An 18,686-nucleotide genomic window follows, 5' to 3' on the forward strand; every position below is an offset into this window, starting at 1 on the left:
AATTACTCGATCGGCCGCGACTGTTTTTCCGCAATCCCGGAGACACCGAAGCGGCGCCGGAGCTCGTCATAAACGGCATCGAGAGGGATATCGTGAAAACCGAGCAGCACCAGGGAGTGGAAGAACAGGTCAGCAGCCTCATAGACAATCTCTTCCCGCTCTCCTCCCTTGCCGGCGATGACCAGTTCCGTCGCCTCTTCGCCGAGCTTTTTGAGGATCTTGTCATTCCCTTTCCGGATCAGGGAAGCGGTATATGACTGCTCCGACGGATTGGCCTTGCGCTCAAGGATAACACGGTACACGGCCTGAAGTATGTCGTCATGTTCGTAGCTCATAGCCTTACCGGAACCCCTTTAGCTTTCAGATACTCTTTAGCCTCGCCAATGGTGTACTCTCTGAAATGGAAGATCGAGGCTGCAAGGCAGGCGCTGGCGCCAGCTTTGGTAAATCCGTCGTAGATATGCTCCAGGTTGCCGACCCCACCGGAGGCAATGACCGGAATGGATACGGCATCGACGATAGCACGGGTCAGCGGAAGATCATAGCCGTCCTTGGTGCCATCACAATCCATGCTGGTAAGAAGAATCTCCCCTGAACCGAATGCTTCCATTTTTTGCGCCCACTCGACAGCGTCTATACCTGTCGGCTTGCGGCCGCCATGGGTATAGACCTCCCAACGAGCTTCCCCCGGCACCCGGCGGGCATCGATCGCCACCACCGTACACTGGGAACCGAATCGCTCGGCGGCCTCGCGCACGAAATCCGGGTTATGCACTGCCGCCGTGTTGATCGAGACCTTGTCGGCGCCGGCATTGAGCATCCGGCGGATATCTTCCACCGTGCGAATCCCTCCGCCGACGGTCAGCGGCATGAACACCCGCTCTGCCGTCTTACGCACAACTTCCACCATGGTGTCTCTGCCGTCGCTCGATGCCGTGATATCGAGAAACGTCAGCTCATCAGCACCTTGTTTGTCGTATATCTCGGCAATCTCCACCGGATCACCGGCATCGCGGAGTTCCAGGAACTGCACGCCCTTGACCACCCTGCCGCCGGTAACGTCGAGACAGGGGATAATGCGCCGGGTCAGCATGACTTGCCCCGCTTCGTCATGGCAATCGCCTCGGCCAGGTCGATGGCACCGGAATAGATAGCCTTGCCGGTAATGGCGCCACTAACCCCGGAAGATTCAACAGCCATGAGGTTTTCAATATCCTTAAGGGTTGACAGGCCGCCGGAAGCGATCACCGGGATAGAGATCGCCTCAGCCAGGGTCTTGGTGGCCTCGACATTGGGTCCCTGCATCATGCCGTCGCGGCTGATATCGGTATAGATTATCGCAGCTACGCCGAACCCCTCGAATTTCTTCGCCAGCTCGACTGCCGTAACGCCGGTCACCTCTGCCCACCCCTGTACCGCAACCATGCCGTTCTTGGCGTCGATGCCGACCACGATCCGGCCCGGAAATTTCTGGCACGCCTCTTTGACCAGTTCCGGGTTGCGCTGCGCGGCAGTGCCGATGATGACCCGCCCGATACCCAGTCCCAGATAGGCCTCGATGGTTGCCAGGTCACGAATGCCGCCCCCTAGTTGGGTTGGAATTTTCAGCACGGCGACGATCGCTTCTATGGCACTCCGGTTGCGCGGGGTACCGGCAAAGGCGCCGTCAAGGTCGACAATGTGCAGCAGCTCTGCGCCTTTTGCCTCCCAATCAAGGGCCTGGGCCGCCGGGCTGTTACTGTAAACCGTGTCCCGATCCATCAGCCCCTGCTCCAGGCGGACACACTTCCCTTCCTTCAAGTCAATCGCTGGAATAATAATCACTTCATCTCTCCAAAGTTTTTGAGAATTTTCAGGCCGATCTGCTGGGACTTTTCCGGGTGAAACTGCGTGGCCACGATGTTGTCCTTCCAGATGGCCGAGCAGAAATCGATACCGTAGGTGGTGGTGGTCGCAACAACTGACTCGTCCTCGGGCTTGACGTAAAAGGAGTGGACAAAATAAACGTTAGCCCCCTCCTCGATTCCGGCAAACACCGGCGCTCTGTTGTGGAAGGAGATCTGGTTCCACCCCATGTGCGGCACAGCCAGTTTTTCATTATTTTCGATCATTCCCTCTGGAAAACGAACGACCCGGCCAGGGATCACCCCCAGGCCTTGGTGCAGGCCAAACTCCTCGCTCTCGGTGAAGAGTAGCTGCAACCCCAGGCAGATCCCGAGGAACGGGCGCCCCTCTCCGATCACCTTAAGCAACGGCTCCACAAAACCGCCATGCTCGAGGTTGTGCATGCAGTCCCGGAAGGCGCCGACACCGGGGAGAACTACCTTGTCAGCTTCCAGCACCATTTTCGGATCAGCAGTAACAACGGCCTCGAAACCGACCTTTTCAAACCCCTTCTGCACGGAACGGAGGTTACCCATGCCGTAATCGATGATCGCAATCATATGGTTCCCTTGGTGGACATGACTCCTTGAATCCGTGGATCCAGCTGGGTGGCCATATCCAGCGCCCGTGCCGTTGCCTTGAAACAGGCCTCCAGTATGTGATGGACATTGTCGCCGTACATCACATTGAGATGGAGATTGGCAGCAAGGTTGTTGGTGAGCGCCTGGAAGAATTCACGGGCAAGCTCCACGTCGAATTCGCCGATCTTCACCTTGGGAAGGCGCACATTGTAGACCAGATAAGGGCGGCCCGACAGGTCGGTGGCAACAGCTGCCAGGGTCTCGTCCATCGGAACCGTTGCCTGGCCGTAGCGCCTGATCCCCTTCTTGTCACCCAGCGCCTCCCGGATCGCCTGCCCCAGGACAATACCGATATCCTCCACGGTGTGGTGAAAATCGATGTCTATGTCTCCCTGGGCCTCTACCGTCAGATCAAAGAGACCGTGGCGGGCGAACAGGTCGAGCATGTGGTCGAGAAACGGCACCGAAGTACAGACCTTTGCCTGACCGGTTCCGTCAAGATCAATAGCCAGCTTGATCCGAGTTTCCTTGGTAACGCGTTCAATTGAAGCTGAGCGGGACATAAAGCCTCCTTAGCCGATTTCCTTAATTGCCTTCAGGGTTGTTTCCATTTCATCTCTCGTTCCGATGGAAATCCTCAAACCAGCAGAGAGTAGAGGGTCCGTGAAATAACGAACCAAGATCTTTCGCTCATAGAGCCCATCATAGACACGTTTCCCGTTCCGATCCGGTGGCGCCGCAAAGACAAAGTTACCCTGAGACGGGATCAGGTCATAGCCGATCTTGCGGAGCTCGCCGCTGAACCAGTCGCGGGTTGCCCGAATCTTCCGGCAGCATTCGGCAAAATACTCCTGGTCCTTAAGAGCGGCGCCGCAGGCGGCCTGGGCCAGCCGGTCCAGGTTGTAGTGGTCGCGGATCTTGTCCAGCGCTGCAATCACTTCCGGCCGGGCAATAGCCAGGCCAAGCCTCATTCCGGCAAGAGCATAGCTCTTGGAAAGCGTTCGGGTAATCACCACATTTTCATATTTCCTCACCAGATCAAGGGCATTGCTGTCGGAGAAATCAGCATACGCCTCATCCACCACCAGCATGCCTTTGCACCGCTGGGCAATTTTCTCGATGTAGCCCGGAGTAAAGGCAAAACCGAGCGGGGAGTTCGGCGTGGTGAGGAACAACAGCTTCCCTTCGTAGTTCTCGGGAAAACCGGCAATCCATAAATCATCGGTGAGGCTGAAGGTGCGGACCTTTGCCCCCTGAATCTCTGCCAGAGTGGCGTAATAGGAATAGGAGGGGTGGACAAAGCCAATCTCCTCCCCCTCAGCGGCAAAGGCGCGGATCAGGTTGTTCAGGACCTCATCGGAGCCATTGGCCATGATGACCCAGGACGGATCGAAACCGTACAGGTCACCGGCGATCTCCCGTAGCGTCTGACTCGATGCGCTGGGATAGGTGCGTAAGCTGGCACCATCCTGTCCGAGTTCCGCGGTTATCGCTTTTACCACCTCTGGTGATGGCGGGTACGGATTTTCATTGGTGTTGAGCTTGATCCAGGAGGCGATATCCGGTGGCTGATAGCCTGGGACATAACCGGCCATGGAAGCGATATTGTTGCGAAGAGGGATCATTCTTGTCCTCCGAGACGAATACTTACTGACTTGCCATGCGCCTCCAACCCTTCCAATTCGGCAATGCGGATAATATCCTTACCGAGCCGGTTGAGGCCGGATTCACTGAAGTAGACGATCGATGATTTCTTCACGAAATCGTCAACTGACAGGGGGGAGAAGAAGCGTGCCGTGCCGCCGGTTGGCAGGGTATGGTTCGGCCCGGCCAGGTAGTCCCCGGCAGCCTCAGGGGTAAAATGCCCCATGAAGATGGCACCGGCGTTCTTTATCTTCGGCAGGATCGCGAACGGGTCAGACACTGCCAGCTCCAGATGTTCCGGGGCAATCCGGTTGGAGAACTCGATCACCTCGTCCAGGTTTGCGGCAGAGATAATCGCACCAAACTTGTCCCAGGAGGCACGGGCAATCGATTCCCTGGAGAGCTGTGCCAGTTGCCGCTCAACCTCTGCTGCAACCTTTTCTCCGAAACCACGATCCGTGGTGATAAGAATAGATGAGGCCAGTTCGTCATGCTCAGCCTGCGACAGCAGATCAGCAGCGATATGGCCAGGGGTGCCGCTGCCATCGTTGATCACCAGAATCTCCGACGGGCCGGCAATCATGTCGATCCCAACCTGGCCGAACACCAGCTTCTTGGAGGTGGCAACATAGATGTTCCCCGGCCCGGTGATCTTGTCCACCTTCCGGATGGTGGTGGTGCCGTAGGCAAGCGCTGCCACTGCCTGTGCCCCGCCGATCCGGAAGATCCTGTCGACGCCAGACAGACGTGCAGCCACCAGGACATGGGGGTTGATCTCTCCGCCCGGGGTGGGCGCGACCATGATCACTTCTGGCACTCCGGCTACCTTCGCCGGGACCGCGTTCATGATAACGCTAGACGGATAGCTCGCCTTGCCTCCGGGGACATAGATACCGACCCGCTGCAGGGGCGTAACCATCTGGCCGAGCATGATATCGGTCTCTTCGGTGGAGAGCCAGGTCTCCTGCTTTTGCTTCTCGTGAAACCTCGCCACTCTTTCGACAGCGAGCTTCAGGGCGTCGATATCCTCCGACTTGACCTTAGCAAAGGCGTAATCGATCTCTTCGTCCGTAACCTGCAGTTCGGTGATGGATTTGGCGTCAAGCCGGTCGAAGCGGTTGGTGTACTCCAGCACCGCCTCATCACCGCGCTGGCGCACGGCAGCGATGATATCGAGCACCACCTGCTCCACCTCGCGACCGGTCTCCTCCCCTCTGGAGAGGATCGCGGCAAACTGCTGATCGAAATTCTTGTCGTCTATGTCGAGAAAGATCATACCAGTTTCTCCAGCCCCTGGATTATTTCGGTAATGCGACTGTTCTTGGTCTTGAGGCTCGCCCGGTTGACGATCAACCGCGTGGTGATCTCGGCAATGGTCTCAACCTCCACCAGGCCGTTCTGCTTCAAGGTCTCGCCTGTAGAGACCAGGTCAACGATCCGCTCAGAAAGCCCTACCAGCGGCGCCAGTTCGATGGAACCATACAATTTGATCAGCTCTATCTGGACCCCTTTTGCCGCAAAATATTTTTCCGCCACATGCGGATACTTGGTGGCAATCCTGATGTTGGTCCAGCGCGAAGGATCGTCGTCCTTGGCAAGCCCTGCCGGTTCGGCCACCATCATCCGGCAGTAGCCGAACTTGAGATCCAGCGGCTCATAGACATCCTTCTCCTGTTCCATGAGCGTATCCTTGCCGACTATCCCCAGATCCGCGGCACCATACTCCACGTAGGTCGGCACATCGGTGGCCCTGACGATCATGTAACGCATTTTCTGGGCTTCGTTTTCGAAGATCAGCTTGCGGGATTTGGACAGAAGCTCTTCGCAGTCGATACCGATCTTCTTGAACAGCTCCACCGACTCTTCGAGAATCCGCCCCTTGGGGATGGCAATGGTAATGTAATCGTTCATTCCTTAACCCTAACAATGTCTGCCCCGAGGGCAGCCAGTTTTTTCTCAATCGCTTCGTAACCCCGATCCAGGTGGTAGATACGCGATATTTCGGTAGTGTTATCGGCGGCCAGCCCGGCAATAATAAGAGACGCGGATGCCCTCAGGTCAGTAGCCATAACCGGTGCCCCAGAGAGCTTCTTTACCCCTTTGACCGTGGCGGTATTCCCCTCCACGGTTATGTCTGCCCCAAAACGCAGCAGTTCCGAGACATGCATGAAGCGGTTCTCGAAGATGTTCTCGGAAATCACGCTGGCCCCGTCAGCCACGCACATGAGCGCCATGAACTGGGCCTGCATGTCGGTCGGGAAGCCGGGATAGGGACGGGTCTTGATGTTCATCGCCTTGGGCCTGCGCGGTCCCTTGACCCGAACAACGCCATCCTTGTTGATAATCTCTACACCGGCATCCTGCAGTTTGAAAACCAGGGCATCGAGGTGTTCGAGCTGCATGTTTTTTATCCTGACATCGCCGCCGGTTATGGCTGCCGCGCACATGAAGGTGCCTGCCTCGATCCGGTCCGGCATGACGCGATAATTGGCAGGCCCAAGCTCGTTGACACCGGTAATGCGAATGGTATCGGTCCCGGCCCCTTCGATCTTTGCCCCCATCTGATTGAGCATGTTGGCCAGATCGATGATCTCCGGTTCGCGTGCCGCATTCTCCAGAAGGGTCTCTCCCTTGGCCAGCGCTGCAGCCATCATCAGGTGCTCGGTACCCCCGACTGTGGGCATGTCGAAATTGACCCGCGCCCCTTTCAGCCTCTTGGCCTTTGCTTCCACATAGCCATGTGCCAGATGAATATCGGCGCCAAGCGCCTTGAGCCCCTTGAGATGCTGATCAATCGGACGGGCGCCAATGGCGCAGCCACCCGGCAGAGAAACCCTGGCGCGACCGTGCCTGGCCAACAGAGGCCCCAGGACCAGTACCGAAGCGCGCATGGTCTTGACCAGATCATAGGTCGCCTCGACATTGTTGACATCGGTCGCATCTATCTTGACGATGTTGCCGTTCCCTTCAACCCGCGCACCGAGCGATTCCAGCACCTTGATGGTGGTGTTGATATCACGCAGAAACGGCACATTGCTGATTTCGTGGACGCCGGAGGCCAGAATGGTAGCACAGAATATGGGGAGCGAGGCGTTCTTGGAGCCGCTTACCGTAACCTCGCCCGAAAGCTTTTTCCCGCCGTGTATGATCAGTTTATCCAATGAAAATATCCTTTAAATGATTTTACCGCCAACAACCCGCTCGATCTGCTGAGGGTCTCTGGCAATGAAGATCTCCGTAAAGCCTGTTGCTGCGAACAGCTCCCTGACTGCCATAGACTGGTCGATGCCGACCTCCACCATGAGCCAGCCGCCCGGATTCAAGTGCTGGGAAGCTGACGCTATGATGGCCCGGTAAAAATCGAGACCGTCTGCGCCACCGTCCAGTGCGCCGAGCGGTTCATAGTCGCGCACCTCCGGCTGCAAGCCTGCCAGGTCGGCAGTCGGAATGTAAGGAGGATTGCTGACAACAAGATCGAACCGCTGGCCAAGAAATGGCTCAAAAAGCGATCCCTCGCACAGGGTGACCCTGACACCGAGATGCTCTGCGTTCCTCTGGGCAAGCTTAAGCGCTTCAGGCGATTTTTCAACCCCGCAGACATCGGCCTCCGGAAGGGATCTGGCCAGGGCAAGCGCAATGCAGCCGCTGCCGACTCCGATATCCAGTACTGTTTTTGCTTGGGGCGCCCGTTGCAGGGCTTCCATGACCAGAACTTCCGTGTCATGCCGAGGGATCAGCACTGCCGGGGAGACCTCAAATTCAACCCCGTAAAACTCCTGGGTTCCCAGGATGTACTGCAGCGGCTCCCGTTTGGCCCGACGTGCCACCATGCTGCGATAATTAGCAAGCTCCGCATCGGTCAGCGGCTGATCATAGTTTACATACAACCCGACACGGTCGTGCCCCGTGATAGCGGCCAGCAGCCATTCCGATTCCAGCCGGGCGTTGTCCACACCTTTATCGGCCAGATATGACTTTGTCCAGTCAAGTACCTTGCGTATTGTCCACGTTTCAATTTTTTCCGTCATAACACCAAGTTCCTGAGAACGTGATTTTTTGATTCGGCCTTGGCCTCACCCTCCGGGCAGCCTCCGCGGTCTAATCCCTACGGGATTATCGCAAGGTCAAGGCGTCCTAGACGGGACGCGGAGACGTAGCAGCGCTACGTCGCACAAGGAGCGGCGACGGACAACACAGAGATTGCGAAAAAGGCGCGTTCTCTATGCAGCCTCAGACTGTGCTTGTAATGCCTCCATCTGATAATGGGCTCTCAAAGCATCGACAATCTCGGATACCTCGCCCTGCATGATGGCGTCAAGCTTATAAAGGGTCAGGCCGATCCGGTGATCGGTCATCCGTCCCTGCGGGAAATTGTAGGTCCGGATTCGTTCACTCCGGTCGCCGCTGCCAACCTGCTGCTTCCTGTCGGCAGCAAGCTTGGCGTTCTGCTCCTGCAGAATGTTGTCGAGTATCCGGGTCTTAAGGACCTTCATTGCCTTGGCGCGGTTCTTTATCTGGCTCCGCTCCTCCTGGCAAGCAACAATGGTCCCGGTCGGGATGTGGGTGATCCTGACCGCCGAATCAGTGGTGTTGACGTGCTGCCCTCCCGCGCCTGACGAGCGATAGACATCGATTTTCAGGTCCGCCGGGTTGATATCGATATCAACGTCTTCTGCCTCGGCCATGATGGCCACTGTGCAGGCGCTGGTGTGAATCCGGCCCTGCGCCTCGGTCTCTGGCACCCTCTGCACGCGGTGGGTTCCCGACTCATATTTCAATTTGGCATAGACATCCTGGCCTTCAATGGAGGCGATGACCTCCTTGTATCCTCCCCGCTCGGATTCGGAACAGGAAAGCATCTCAACCTTCCAGCGGTTCTTTTCGGCAAAGCGACTGTACATGCGAAACAGGTCACCGGCAAAAAGTGCCGACTCGTCACCGCCTGTCCCGGCGCGAATCTCAAGGATAACGTTCCTGCTGTCATTAGGGTCTTTCGGTAACAGCAGCAGCCGGATCTCGTTCTCAAGCTGTTCTTTCTGCTCTTCCAGGCTTTTCAGCTCTTCCTCTGCCATATCTTTCATATCGGGATCGGCCAGCAGCTCACGGTTACCCTCGACCTCCTCCATGATCTTGCGATGGCGGCGATACGCCTCCACCAATGGAGTGAGATCGTTGTGCTCGCGGGAAAGCTTGCGAAATTCCGGCTGGTTGGCGATTATCGCCGGATCCGACAGCATCGCTTCCAATTCCTGGAAACGTCGTTCAAGTTCTTCTATCTTTTCAAGCATTCAGCAGTTCCTCTCAAAACTTTTCGCAAGGAATTATCCGTTCCTTAAATAACCAGTCTGTCGTCTTTATAGCCTGCGTTGATCGCAAGGGCTTCTTCCATTGACCGGATGGCAACTTCCATCTGACTGTCATCCGGCTCCCTGGTAGTCAGTCGCTGAAGAGCCAAACCAGGGGCAATAATCATCTTTACCAAAGGGGAGTTATCGTTCTTGGCACTCCATTTAAGAAACTCGTAGGAAATCCCGGCGATCAGGGGCAGCAACACCACGCGTGACCCGGCCTTAAAATAAAATGGCCAGAGCTTCGGAATCATTGAAAATACCACAATACTGACCACCATGACAATCAGCAGAAAGCTGGTGCCGCATCTCGGGTGCAGGCGGCTGTACTTGCGGACATTCTCCACCGTCAGCTCATCGCCGGCCTCAAAGGCAAATATCGACTTGTGTTCAGCCCCATGATACTGAAAAACCCTCTGGATATCGGACATTCTGGAGATGGACCAGATGTAGAGGAGAAAGACCAGCACCCGGATCACGCCGTCCACCAGGTTAAATACAATATTGGAGTCGCCGATCACCGGAATCAGCAACTTGGTCAGGTACAGCGGCATGATGAAGAAGAGCAGGATGCCGAAACCAAAGGCAACCGTCATAGTTCCTGCCATGGCCCAGGAAGACAGTTCCGTCTTCTCGCCACTTTTCTCGTCTTCCTCGGCGATCGCCTCATTCGCCGAGAAGTTGAGCGCCTTAATTCCGACAATCAGCGATTGAAAAAGCGCAACAGCTCCTCGCACCACGGGAAGCTTTACAATGGGAAACCGTTCGGAGAGGGGAATCACTTCTTCTTTCTTGACCGCAATCTCGCCGTCCGGACGTCTGACCGCAATGGCCAAGGCACGGGGAGCGCGCATCATTACCCCTTCGATGACCGCTTGACCGCCAATATTGATTTTTTCTGCGAGAAAAAGCAGCCGGGATAACGTTCGAATCACTATTGCATCTCCTTGAAAAAGGTTCTGACCGAACCAGCCTTGCCACAGGTAAATGAACCCTCTGGACAGGTCCCGGCAACACAACCCGGCCCGGCATCCCTGAATATGGTTGGAGCCAATGGTTTTATAAGCCTGAGCATCTCGATAGCCATTGCCCGAATCTCCCACTGGGCCCGCTCACAACAGCGAAGCTCAAAGAAATGGAGCAGTTCCCTGGCATTCATGGTAACGATAATCTTGGTTTCTGCGGCATTGGGGAGCACGAACCGGGCATCCTCTGCAGGCACACCGTCATCCACAAGAGCGCGGTATGCCTCGGCAGCAGCCTCCATTGTGCGGCTGAACACGGCTTGCCGGTGTTCGCTTTCAGCGATGGAGGCAGGAATGACCCGCGGGAAATCGGCCCCCTTGAATTCCACATACCGCTGCGATTGCTGGGAATAAGACGCCACTCGGTGCCGAACCAGTTGATGGGAGCAGGCACGAGAAATCCCTTCAATGCCAAAGGTAAAAGAAACATGCTCAAGTACCGATTGGTGGCCAAGAGACATTATTTTATCCAGAAAAGATGTGACATCGGCTCGGGAAAGCTTCTCCCTGAGGTCGTTTATCCCTACTTTTGAATAGCAGAGTCTGGCAGCCAGTGCCACAGTGACTTCGGGATCAGGGGTGTGCTGAAGAAGGGTAATATCCATAAAGCTCTCTGGGTGTAAACTCGGGAAATTTGCATCGCAGAAACAGAGAAGGGGATTTCGCCACTCGACAAAATCCCCTTCACGAAACGCAGTAAATCCGGATTACATGCCGTAACGCTTCTTAAATCTCTCCACGCGACCGGCAGTGTCGATCAGTTTCTGTTTGCCCGTAAAGAACGGATGGCAGGCAGAGCAAATCTCCGTAGAAATTTCAGGTTTTGTCGAACGGGTCTGAAAGCTGTTGCCACACAGGCATTTTACAGTCACTTCAGTGTACTTGGGATGAATTCCTTCTTTCATTTCAATCCTCCTCAACGGCCAAATTTATATTTGTCAGGTAGTTAGATGCGGCGAAAGTTAAAAGTTAGCACTCCGGGTTTTTTATTGCAAGACATTTTTACTGCATGCTGCATACAATTACTTGCTCATTGAATCCAAAAACTCCTGGTTCGTTTTTGTTTCCGAAAGCTTGTCCAGAAGGAACTCCATGCTGTCCACCACATTCATAGGATGCAGCACTTTTCTAAGAATCCAGATGCGGTTTAGCGCAACTTTTTCGATGAGCAACTCTTCTTTTCTCGTACCGGACTTGTTTATGTCGATGGCAGGGAACGTCCGCTTTTCAACCAGTTTGCGGTCGAGATGAACCTCCATATTGCCGGTTCCCTTGAACTCTTCGAAAATAACCTCGTCCATCTTGCTTCCCGTGTCGATCAACGCTGAAGCGATGATTGTCAACGATCCACCTTCTTCAATATTCCGGGCGGCACCAAAGAACCGCTTTGGCTTCTGGAGAGCATTAGCATCAACACCTCCGGTCAGAATCTTGCCTGAAGGCGGAAGAACGGTATTGTAGGCTCGTGCCAGACGCGTAATTGAATCCAGCAGAATCACGACATCACGTTTATGTTCCACCAGCCGCTTGGCCTTTTCAATCACCATTTCCGCGACCTGAACGTGCCGGGTGGCTGGCTCATCAAACGTCGACGAAACAACCTCTCCCTTCACAGAACGCTGCATGTCAGTCACCTCTTCAGGGCGCTCATCAATCAGCAGAACGATCAGGTAGACCTCTGGGTGATTCTCGGCAATGGAATTTGCAATATTCTGGATCAGCATGGTCTTGCCGGTGCGCGGAGGAGCAACAATCAACCCTCGCTGACCTTTGCCGATCGGAGAGGTCAATTCCATTACCCTGGTCGGCATATTGTCCGGAGCAGTTTCCAGCTTCAGTTTTTCAAGAGGGTAAAGCGGCGTAAGGTTATCGAAAAGTATTTTATCCCTGGCCACTTCCGGGGACTCAAAGTTGACGGACTCGACTTTAAGCAAGGCAAAATAGCGCTCCCCCTCCTTAGGCGGCCGGATCTGTCCGGACACAGTGTCTCCAGTCTGGAGGTTGAAGCGACGGATCTGGCTTGGAGAAACATAAATATCGTCGGGGCCAGGGAGATAGTTATAATCAGGAGAGCGAAGGAACCCAAACCCATCAGGAAGCGTTTCCAGAACCCCCTCGCCAAAAATCATCCCATTCTTTTCAGTCTGGGCGTTGAGAATGGCAAAGATCAGATCCTGCTTACGCAGGCTTGACGCCCCTTCGATATTGAGGCTTTTTGCAATAGCCGCAAGATCATTAATTTTTTTGCCTTTAAGTTCCTGTAAGTTCATCTGTTCTCCTGGGGGATCCCACAAATCAGCCCCTAAATTTACTTCGACTGAAATGGGTAGTGTGTTCAGAACCGTCAACTATGTTCCAACTTGGATATGTGCAGGAATGATCGTATTAAGAGATAGTCTTCCGTAGTTTATGTAATTGAGTTTAATGCAGGATTGCCGAGGCAAGCACGAATATGTGCATAGTCATGGAATTAACTGGGGTATACAAAATAAACACTAAGGGAGACATATTGTCAACTGTAAATTCGCTGACGCAAACAATATACTCAGCTTTTACTGTAATCGCAGAGCTGAAGGTAAACTAGTATTGAGTCGATACCAATCTAACCAGCAACAACGTGCTATATCGCAGATTTAAATTCATTTTCTGCGAGTTCCAGAATTTCCCGATAGATTGCGATCATAACGCCAACATCAAGCCACTTCTTTGCAACCTCGCAGAGCAAAGACCAAGCATGGGCAAGAGTGCCTGACACAACAAGGATGCCGAGCAGTCGTGATTCTTCCTGGCTCGCAAGGTACCCCCCGAAAATGGCCACAACAATCATGGCCCCAAGCCAAGCCATCTCCGGCCCCCGGAAAGGATTTTCCATTACATTCAGAAAATTGATGTAATACCGGGAAAGCCCGCCCACTTTCTTCATGAATTCTGCAAGTTCATCCCCGCCATGCTTGAGATAAGCATAGGTCAAAAAGCGCTCGCTTGCCGTTTTTTTCCCTTTTTTCATGCGTTCGCTGACGTACTTGTCAATGGCCTCGTCAATAGTGTCGGTATTCATGATCAACCTCGCTTCCTTTACGAAGAATCGACCAGTTTTAGATGCCTGTCATGTATAAATTTTACTACATAAATCATGCCTGTATTGTTAGTAGAAATGAATACAATATATGTACAGTAATTATCGTCATTTCAAAGAAATCTTGAAGTAAAATTTTTACCTCAAAATGCCTATAAAGTTGCATTACTGCAACAAACGCGTGGTATTTTTGCATCAACGCAACAACACCTCTGCCTAAATTACAGGCATGCGTCTTAACTAAGGACAAAAAAAGGCGGCCTATGGCCGCCTTACAGTATGAAATAATTATACAGCTTGTTTTAGTTGAAGAAGAATCTGACGCCAAACATCCCTGAAAAACTTGACGGATCAAAATTGCCTTTTCTTCCCGATGGACCGTTAATATCGGTTTCAGGGGCAACAACAACCTTACCCTCTGCATTCAACGCAATATTGCGGGTCAGGAAATAATCGATCCCGCCGCTTGCATGAACACCTACTGTCGTGTCAACAGAAACGGAATCTTGCGGATGGCTGTAGTCACTCAGGAGAATATCAAGACCCGCTCCAACGTAAGGTGTCAAGGTAGGATGATTAATTTCAAACCGGTATTGCCCACCTAAGGAAATATTGGTAACTTCAAAATCCCCGGTATTTGCGCCGGAAACCCTGTTGGAACCAAATTCAGTTCGAGTGATATCAATCTCAGCCGCCCAGTTTTTATCTATCCCGTAAATAAAGCCGCCACCAAAGTTAAATCCGGCATCTGTCTCAAGCTTATTATCATTATAATCGCTATCAGCCGGGATCAGGAAACCCAACCTCGCGGTAACTCCGACTTTGCCTTTAATATTCTGGGCTTCCGCCTGAGCTGTTGAAATTGCCAGAATCGCGGTCATGCAGATCAGTGCCAACATTTTACGCATAATAGTTTCTCCTTTCGAATTAAACAGTTAAATAAGATCAATTACCGCCTTTACTGCCTTTTCAATGCCGTCAGCCGCCTCAGCAATATTACTGGCAAGCATGTATGCCGGTGTTGATACGATCTTGTTTTCCCGGTCAACAACAAACTCGGTCACCGGGCAATCGACATGACTACTGCCTGTCTGATTAATTGCGCTGGCAGTCCCGCTATCGTTGCCAATAGTCACTTTCGGGGCATATTCCTTGCCGAGAGTTGCGGCAATCAGCGCTGGGGCTATACAGATCGCCCCTATCGGCTTTTTTGCTGCAACCATCTCTTTCAATAACCTGGCAACATCCGCTTGAATAGTTGCTTCCGGCCCCTTAAAGGCAAATGTGCAGAGATTCTTCGCCGCCCCGAATCCTCCCGGAAAAATCACCGCGTCCAAATCTGCAGCCTTGACCTCAGCGATGTTTTTGATCTTCCCCCGGGCGATCCTGGCCGATTCAACCAGCACATTCCGTTTGGCACCGGTTTCATTTCCTGTCAGGTGGTTGACCTCCGACAGTTCCATGTCAGGTGCCATGCAGATTGACTCAGCACCATTCCGGTTGATTGCCAGAAGAGTGCAGACAGCTTCGTGAATCTCGCTGCCGTCAAACACACCGCATCCCGACAGGACGACTCCGATTCTCTTCTTCATAGATGTTCCCCCTCTCTGGATTGTATTGGCAGAACGTCGCACCAGCAGAAGACCTCTGGGCTCTCGGATTGGCGAACTATAGCATATCAATCCTGAGCTGTTAACCGCTTTTTGCTTGCAAACAACAGCCGATGCCAAGAGAGCGCGGGACAAGCCCCTCTCTTTATGCTATGGTTGATCAATATCCCTCAGGGAGATCCCGATGTTGGAGAAACGCCGCAAACCACGGAAAAAAATTGGCCTCCAGCAGGTTCTGTTACAAGACTCCTCTGTTTTTTCGATCCAATGGATTGTACTCCCCCCCGCCTATATAGGACAACTCACACCAAATGATCTTCTGAGTAGATATTTCCATTATATCAGAATGTTTACCATGTCGCTGATCAGACCTTACCAAGCACACGACACCGTTGAGTTCCGCCTCCTGAACACAGGCATCAGTCTAATCAGTTTCACCAGCCACCCTCCTACCAGTTCCGAAAACTCTGAAACCGCAACACTGTCAATCAGTGGCGGCTTTCTGGTTCAAAAAGACAATTGCAGTCGCGGTGAGCTCTCTTTCATCTCAAAACCGGTACCAAGTGGCTTAAAGATAGTCCTGCAACTCTCCAACTACTGCCCCATGCTCCTTGGCACCAAGCCTTCAAGGTTGCGCAAGATCATATACCGGATAACCCAGGCGTATATTCATAAGATAGTCACCGTAAGGTTTCTGGCAAAAACCTATTACGAGCTAGAAGGGGTGCGCCCCAGCATCAAGGTAGTTAAAGCAAGGATTAAAAAAGGAGAGACCACTTGATTGTCTGAAATAATTGCTTTTCAGTTTTTTCAGCTGCCCGTTTGCACCTGAAAACCACGATGATATACTGCTTGCTCAGTTGCTATTGTTAATTACTGAGGAAATAAGCCATGGCTGAAAAACGTTACATCAAGAGGCATCGGCGCAGGTTTGCACTTCGATTCGGGGAACAAGAGGCAACAAGGCTTGGTTTCACTGAGGATATAAGTCCTGAAGGAATGTTTATCAAGACAACAAATATCTACCCTCCTGGGATGCTGATCAAAGTAACCCTGACTCTTCCCGATGAAAAATCCATCTCAGTCATGGGAAAGGTCATGTGGGCCAAAAGAGTACCGCCCCAAATGGCAAGGCTGGTAAAAAAAGCGGGGTTCGGCATCAAAATAGAAAAATTCATTGATGGAGAAGAGTTATACCGCCAGGTTTGTGAAAAAAGCCTCACCCCGGCATGATTAACCTTCATCCGCTGTTATTTTTAAAGCGACGCGTCTCTGCCTGGGGCCATCAAATTCGCAAAAATAAACCGCCTGCCATGTGCCGAGCAACAGCTTGGAGTTTTCAATAAAGACACTTTTAGCAACGCCGATAAGTGACGACTTGATGTGGGCGTCAGAGTTACCCTCTGCGTGGGTAAAATAGGGATCGTGGGGGACAAGCTTATTAAGAAAGCCGATCATATCGCGCTGCACTGCAGGATCCGCCCCTTCGTTGATCATGATTCCTGCAGTGGTGTGCATGACGAACAGTTGGCAGATGCCGTTACGAATACCGGCATTTTTAACAACTTCCTGCACCTGAGCAGTAATGTCGATGAATTCGGTGCGCGCCCGACTTTTTATCTCAATGTATCGGATCATATCTTCCCCCGATTCATGCCGATCTACTGACTAAGAGAGTCAGGACCAAATCAAAGAGGGCATTACCAATTCGTGGATAATGCCCTCTTTCACCGGTCGCAGCTGTTATCAACAGGGATGGACTGCCGAACTCCCCACAATGCGCGGCGCAATGTATTGCTTTTTCATCCGTCCCACCTCCTTCCGTTAATTAGACTGAGATCAGTTTACCCGCAATTCCAACAATTTCAAGTTCAATGACAAATTGCTCCAATTGCGGGAAAACAATAGTCACAATCGGAGCCTCATCCAGATATTCGAATTAAACTGTATACCGGAGTCAGGAAGTTGTCAACCAGCGGTCGCAGCGATAGAGTACAACCTCGACTCAGCGAATTGCAACATTCTCTATGGACAGACTACCTCTTTGGACGGTTAAAGTTCCTTGCAGTACGGTAACACCGCCATTGCTGGTATAGGTAGGCTCATAACCCCCTTTGAGGGTTATCGCTACCAGCCTGTTCAATACGACATTCTCAATAAAAGTTGTCGCCATCGCCTGAATTGTACCGTTGTTCGGCACATTGTTAAACGCTTCCTGTAATGACGAATAGGTGGCATCAGGAGGAACCTTGACAAGCGGGGCAATCACGATTGTCAGGCTTTTTGTTGCAAGTGCATTCACCGCATCAGTTACTCTGAAGGTAGATGAGAAGGAACCTGAAACGCTCGGAGTACCGGAAATAACCCCGGTGCTTTGTGCCAATGAAAGGCCTGCAGGGAGGCTCCCCGATTGGACAGTCCAATTGTAAGGCATCATACCGCCACTTGCAGTCAGTGTCTGATTATAAGCGGCGCCCTGGAATCCTGACGGCAAAGATTCGGTCGTTATTATTAATGGCTGAGCAACTATCTGGATACTGAGCTGTTTCATCACTGTTGTGTTGAATGGATCAGTAACCTGGGCAACGAACTCATAGTGCCCTGGAGTAGATGACGGCGTACCAGAAATGACCCCGGTGGCCGGGTCCAGACTCAGGCCTGCAGGTAGATAGCCTGGTGGGATGTACCAAGTGAACGGTGGCGTACTCCCCGTCGCGCTCAGGGCTTGCCCATAAGGGGCGCCAATCATGGCATTTGGCAGTGAGTCCGTGGCAATCGCCAGAGGAACAGTATAGATACCCCAGCTGTAGCTCGCTGGGGGCGACTCTATCTCCCCTGCATCTCCGATAGACCTGACCATGAAGGTGTGGGAACCATCACTCAGAGAATAATAAGTAATGGGGCTGGTGCAGGTGACAAACAGTTCCCCGTCCATACTGCATTCGGTTTTAACTGTGTATGTAGCCGGGCGAGATTCGAATGTGAACGCAGCTTCGGTACTATTGCTCGGAGATGGCGGAAAGGAACTGATCGTGGTAACCGGCGCCCCTGGTGTGGGCTGCGCATGGCAATTTGTACAGTTTCCGTATCTTGACGGCATGGTCTCTGGCAAAACCACTCGGCCAGAAGAAATATTCAGAAACATCTGCTTGCTGGCAGTTGCCGATAGGGCATCGGTAACCTTGACCAGGAAATTATAGTTTCCCCCTGATGTCGGGGTACCGGAAACAACTCCGGCGGAGGATACAGTAAGGCCTGGAGGCAGAATCCCCGAAGCCTTCCATGAATATGGGGAGGTCCCCCCAGATGCAGAGAGTAATTGCTCGGTATAGGGTAGATCAACCGTACCAATAGCCAACAACGGCGCAGTATCAATGGTGAGCGGGTCGGCGGCCACGCAAAGGCCCGGCAGCACCAGCGCAAGAAGCATTCCGATTACTGTGACCTGCCGGTAAACACCCTTCATGATCAACCTCCCAAATTCTTGCCAAAGGCGAAATTACAGACCCAATAACCCC

At 52.8% G+C, this 18,686-nt stretch carries 22 protein-coding genes; 2 read left to right on the top strand and 20 right to left on the bottom strand.

Annotation, left to right across the window (positions count from 1 at the left end; translation table 11 throughout):
• Positions 1 to 2 precede the first annotated feature (2 nt).
• The 18 genes from KI809_RS05850 to elbB form a co-directional block, all read right to left on the bottom strand.
• The gene (locus KI809_RS05850; RefSeq protein WP_214170609.1) at positions 3 to 335 is read right to left on the bottom strand and encodes a phosphoribosyl-ATP diphosphatase; all 333 of its coding nucleotides are present in this window, start codon (positions 333 to 335) and stop codon (positions 3 to 5) included.
• Positions 332 to 1,093, bottom strand: coding sequence for an imidazole glycerol phosphate synthase subunit HisF (hisF, locus tag KI809_RS05855; RefSeq protein ID WP_214170610.1), 762 nt, complete (start codon positions 1,091 to 1,093; stop codon positions 332 to 334). Before hisF ends, KI809_RS05850 begins: the two co-directional genes overlap by 4 nt.
• Positions 1,087 to 1,824: a 1-(5-phosphoribosyl)-5-[(5-phosphoribosylamino)methylideneamino]imidazole-4-carboxamide isomerase gene (hisA, locus tag KI809_RS05860; RefSeq protein WP_214170611.1), complete on the bottom strand. Its 738-nt coding sequence runs from the start codon at positions 1,822 to 1,824 to the stop codon at positions 1,087 to 1,089. The genes hisF and hisA overlap by 7 nt, the downstream gene beginning before the upstream one ends.
• A complete protein-coding gene (gene hisH / locus KI809_RS05865; protein WP_214170612.1) occupies positions 1,821 to 2,444 on the bottom strand; it encodes an imidazole glycerol phosphate synthase subunit HisH in 624 nt (207 codons plus the stop codon). Before hisH ends, hisA begins: the two co-directional genes overlap by 4 nt.
• The gene (gene hisB, locus KI809_RS05870) at positions 2,441 to 3,028 is read right to left on the bottom strand and encodes an imidazoleglycerol-phosphate dehydratase HisB (protein ID WP_214170613.1); all 588 of its coding nucleotides are present in this window, start codon (positions 3,026 to 3,028) and stop codon (positions 2,441 to 2,443) included. The genes hisH and hisB overlap by 4 nt, the downstream gene beginning before the upstream one ends.
• Positions 3,029 to 3,037: 9 nt before the next feature.
• Entirely contained in the window at positions 3,038 to 4,090 is a 1,053-nt protein-coding gene (gene hisC, locus KI809_RS05875; RefSeq protein ID WP_214170614.1) for a histidinol-phosphate transaminase, read from the bottom strand.
• Positions 4,087 to 5,385 (bottom strand): histidinol dehydrogenase, encoded by a 1,299-nt coding sequence (gene hisD, locus KI809_RS05880; RefSeq protein ID WP_214170615.1) that lies wholly within the window; start codon positions 5,383 to 5,385, stop codon positions 4,087 to 4,089. The genes hisC and hisD overlap by 4 nt, the downstream gene beginning before the upstream one ends.
• Positions 5,382 to 6,020, bottom strand: coding sequence for an ATP phosphoribosyltransferase (gene hisG / locus KI809_RS05885; RefSeq protein WP_214170616.1), 639 nt, complete (start codon positions 6,018 to 6,020; stop codon positions 5,382 to 5,384). Before hisG ends, hisD begins: the two co-directional genes overlap by 4 nt.
• Positions 6,017 to 7,270: a UDP-N-acetylglucosamine 1-carboxyvinyltransferase gene (gene murA, locus KI809_RS05890; protein ID WP_214170617.1), complete on the bottom strand. Its 1,254-nt coding sequence runs from the start codon at positions 7,268 to 7,270 to the stop codon at positions 6,017 to 6,019. The genes hisG and murA overlap by 4 nt, the downstream gene beginning before the upstream one ends.
• Before the next feature lie 12 nt (positions 7,271 to 7,282).
• Positions 7,283 to 8,137, bottom strand: a complete 855-nt coding sequence (gene prmC, locus KI809_RS05895; RefSeq protein ID WP_214170618.1) for a peptide chain release factor N(5)-glutamine methyltransferase — start codon at positions 8,135 to 8,137, stop codon at positions 7,283 to 7,285.
• Positions 8,138 to 8,329: 192 nt separating this feature from the next.
• Positions 8,330 to 9,397, bottom strand: a complete 1,068-nt coding sequence (gene prfA / locus KI809_RS05900; protein WP_214170619.1) for a peptide chain release factor 1 — start codon at positions 9,395 to 9,397, stop codon at positions 8,330 to 8,332.
• Between the two features lie 44 nt (positions 9,398 to 9,441).
• Positions 9,442 to 10,314, bottom strand: a complete 873-nt coding sequence (locus KI809_RS05905; RefSeq protein ID WP_214171043.1) for a DUF1385 domain-containing protein — start codon at positions 10,312 to 10,314, stop codon at positions 9,442 to 9,444.
• 77 nt (positions 10,315 to 10,391) lie between these two features.
• Entirely contained in the window at positions 10,392 to 11,087 is a 696-nt protein-coding gene (thyX, locus tag KI809_RS05910) for an FAD-dependent thymidylate synthase (RefSeq protein WP_214170620.1), read from the bottom strand.
• A 102-nt stretch (positions 11,088 to 11,189) separates the two neighbouring features.
• Positions 11,190 to 11,387, bottom strand: coding sequence for a 50S ribosomal protein L31 (rpmE, locus tag KI809_RS05915; protein WP_214170621.1), 198 nt, complete (start codon positions 11,385 to 11,387; stop codon positions 11,190 to 11,192).
• Positions 11,388 to 11,504: 117 nt separating this feature from the next.
• The gene (gene rho / locus KI809_RS05920) at positions 11,505 to 12,752 is read right to left on the bottom strand and encodes a transcription termination factor Rho (RefSeq protein WP_214170622.1); all 1,248 of its coding nucleotides are present in this window, start codon (positions 12,750 to 12,752) and stop codon (positions 11,505 to 11,507) included.
• A 350-nt stretch (positions 12,753 to 13,102) separates the two neighbouring features.
• A complete protein-coding gene (locus KI809_RS05925; RefSeq protein ID WP_214170623.1) occupies positions 13,103 to 13,540 on the bottom strand; it encodes a GSU0071 family protein in 438 nt (145 codons plus the stop codon).
• Positions 13,541 to 13,860: 320 nt separating this feature from the next.
• Positions 13,861 to 14,466, bottom strand: a complete 606-nt coding sequence (locus KI809_RS05930; protein ID WP_214170624.1) for a porin family protein — start codon at positions 14,464 to 14,466, stop codon at positions 13,861 to 13,863.
• A gap of 27 nt (positions 14,467 to 14,493) precedes the next feature.
• Positions 14,494 to 15,150 carry an isoprenoid biosynthesis glyoxalase ElbB gene (elbB, locus tag KI809_RS05935; RefSeq protein ID WP_214170625.1) on the bottom strand — a complete coding sequence of 219 codons (657 nt, stop codon included), beginning with the start codon at positions 15,148 to 15,150 and terminating at the stop codon, positions 14,494 to 14,496.
• A 373-nt stretch (positions 15,151 to 15,523) separates the two neighbouring features.
• On the opposite strand from elbB, the gene KI809_RS05940 reads away from it, so the two are divergent.
• The gene (locus KI809_RS05940) at positions 15,524 to 15,949 is read left to right on the top strand and encodes a hypothetical protein (RefSeq protein WP_246559258.1); all 426 of its coding nucleotides are present in this window, start codon (positions 15,524 to 15,526) and stop codon (positions 15,947 to 15,949) included.
• Between the two features lie 110 nt (positions 15,950 to 16,059).
• Positions 16,060 to 16,401, top strand: coding sequence for a PilZ domain-containing protein (locus KI809_RS05945; RefSeq protein ID WP_214170627.1), 342 nt, complete (start codon positions 16,060 to 16,062; stop codon positions 16,399 to 16,401).
• Here KI809_RS05945 and KI809_RS05950 read toward each other — a convergent pair whose 3' ends face one another.
• Together KI809_RS05950 and KI809_RS05955 are read right to left on the bottom strand one after the other, a co-directional pair.
• Positions 16,402 to 16,806: a secondary thiamine-phosphate synthase enzyme YjbQ gene (locus tag KI809_RS05950; RefSeq protein WP_214170628.1), complete on the bottom strand. Its 405-nt coding sequence runs from the start codon at positions 16,804 to 16,806 to the stop codon at positions 16,402 to 16,404.
• Between the two features lie 367 nt (positions 16,807 to 17,173).
• Entirely contained in the window at positions 17,174 to 18,634 is a 1,461-nt protein-coding gene (locus KI809_RS05955; protein WP_214170629.1) for an Ig domain-containing protein, read from the bottom strand.
• Positions 18,635 to 18,686: the final 52 nt, after the last annotated feature.

Origin of the sequence: Geoanaerobacter pelophilus, from assembly GCF_018476885.1 — a bacterium.
Lineage (GTDB): Bacteria > Desulfobacterota > Desulfuromonadia > Geobacterales > DSM-12255 > Geoanaerobacter > Geoanaerobacter pelophilus.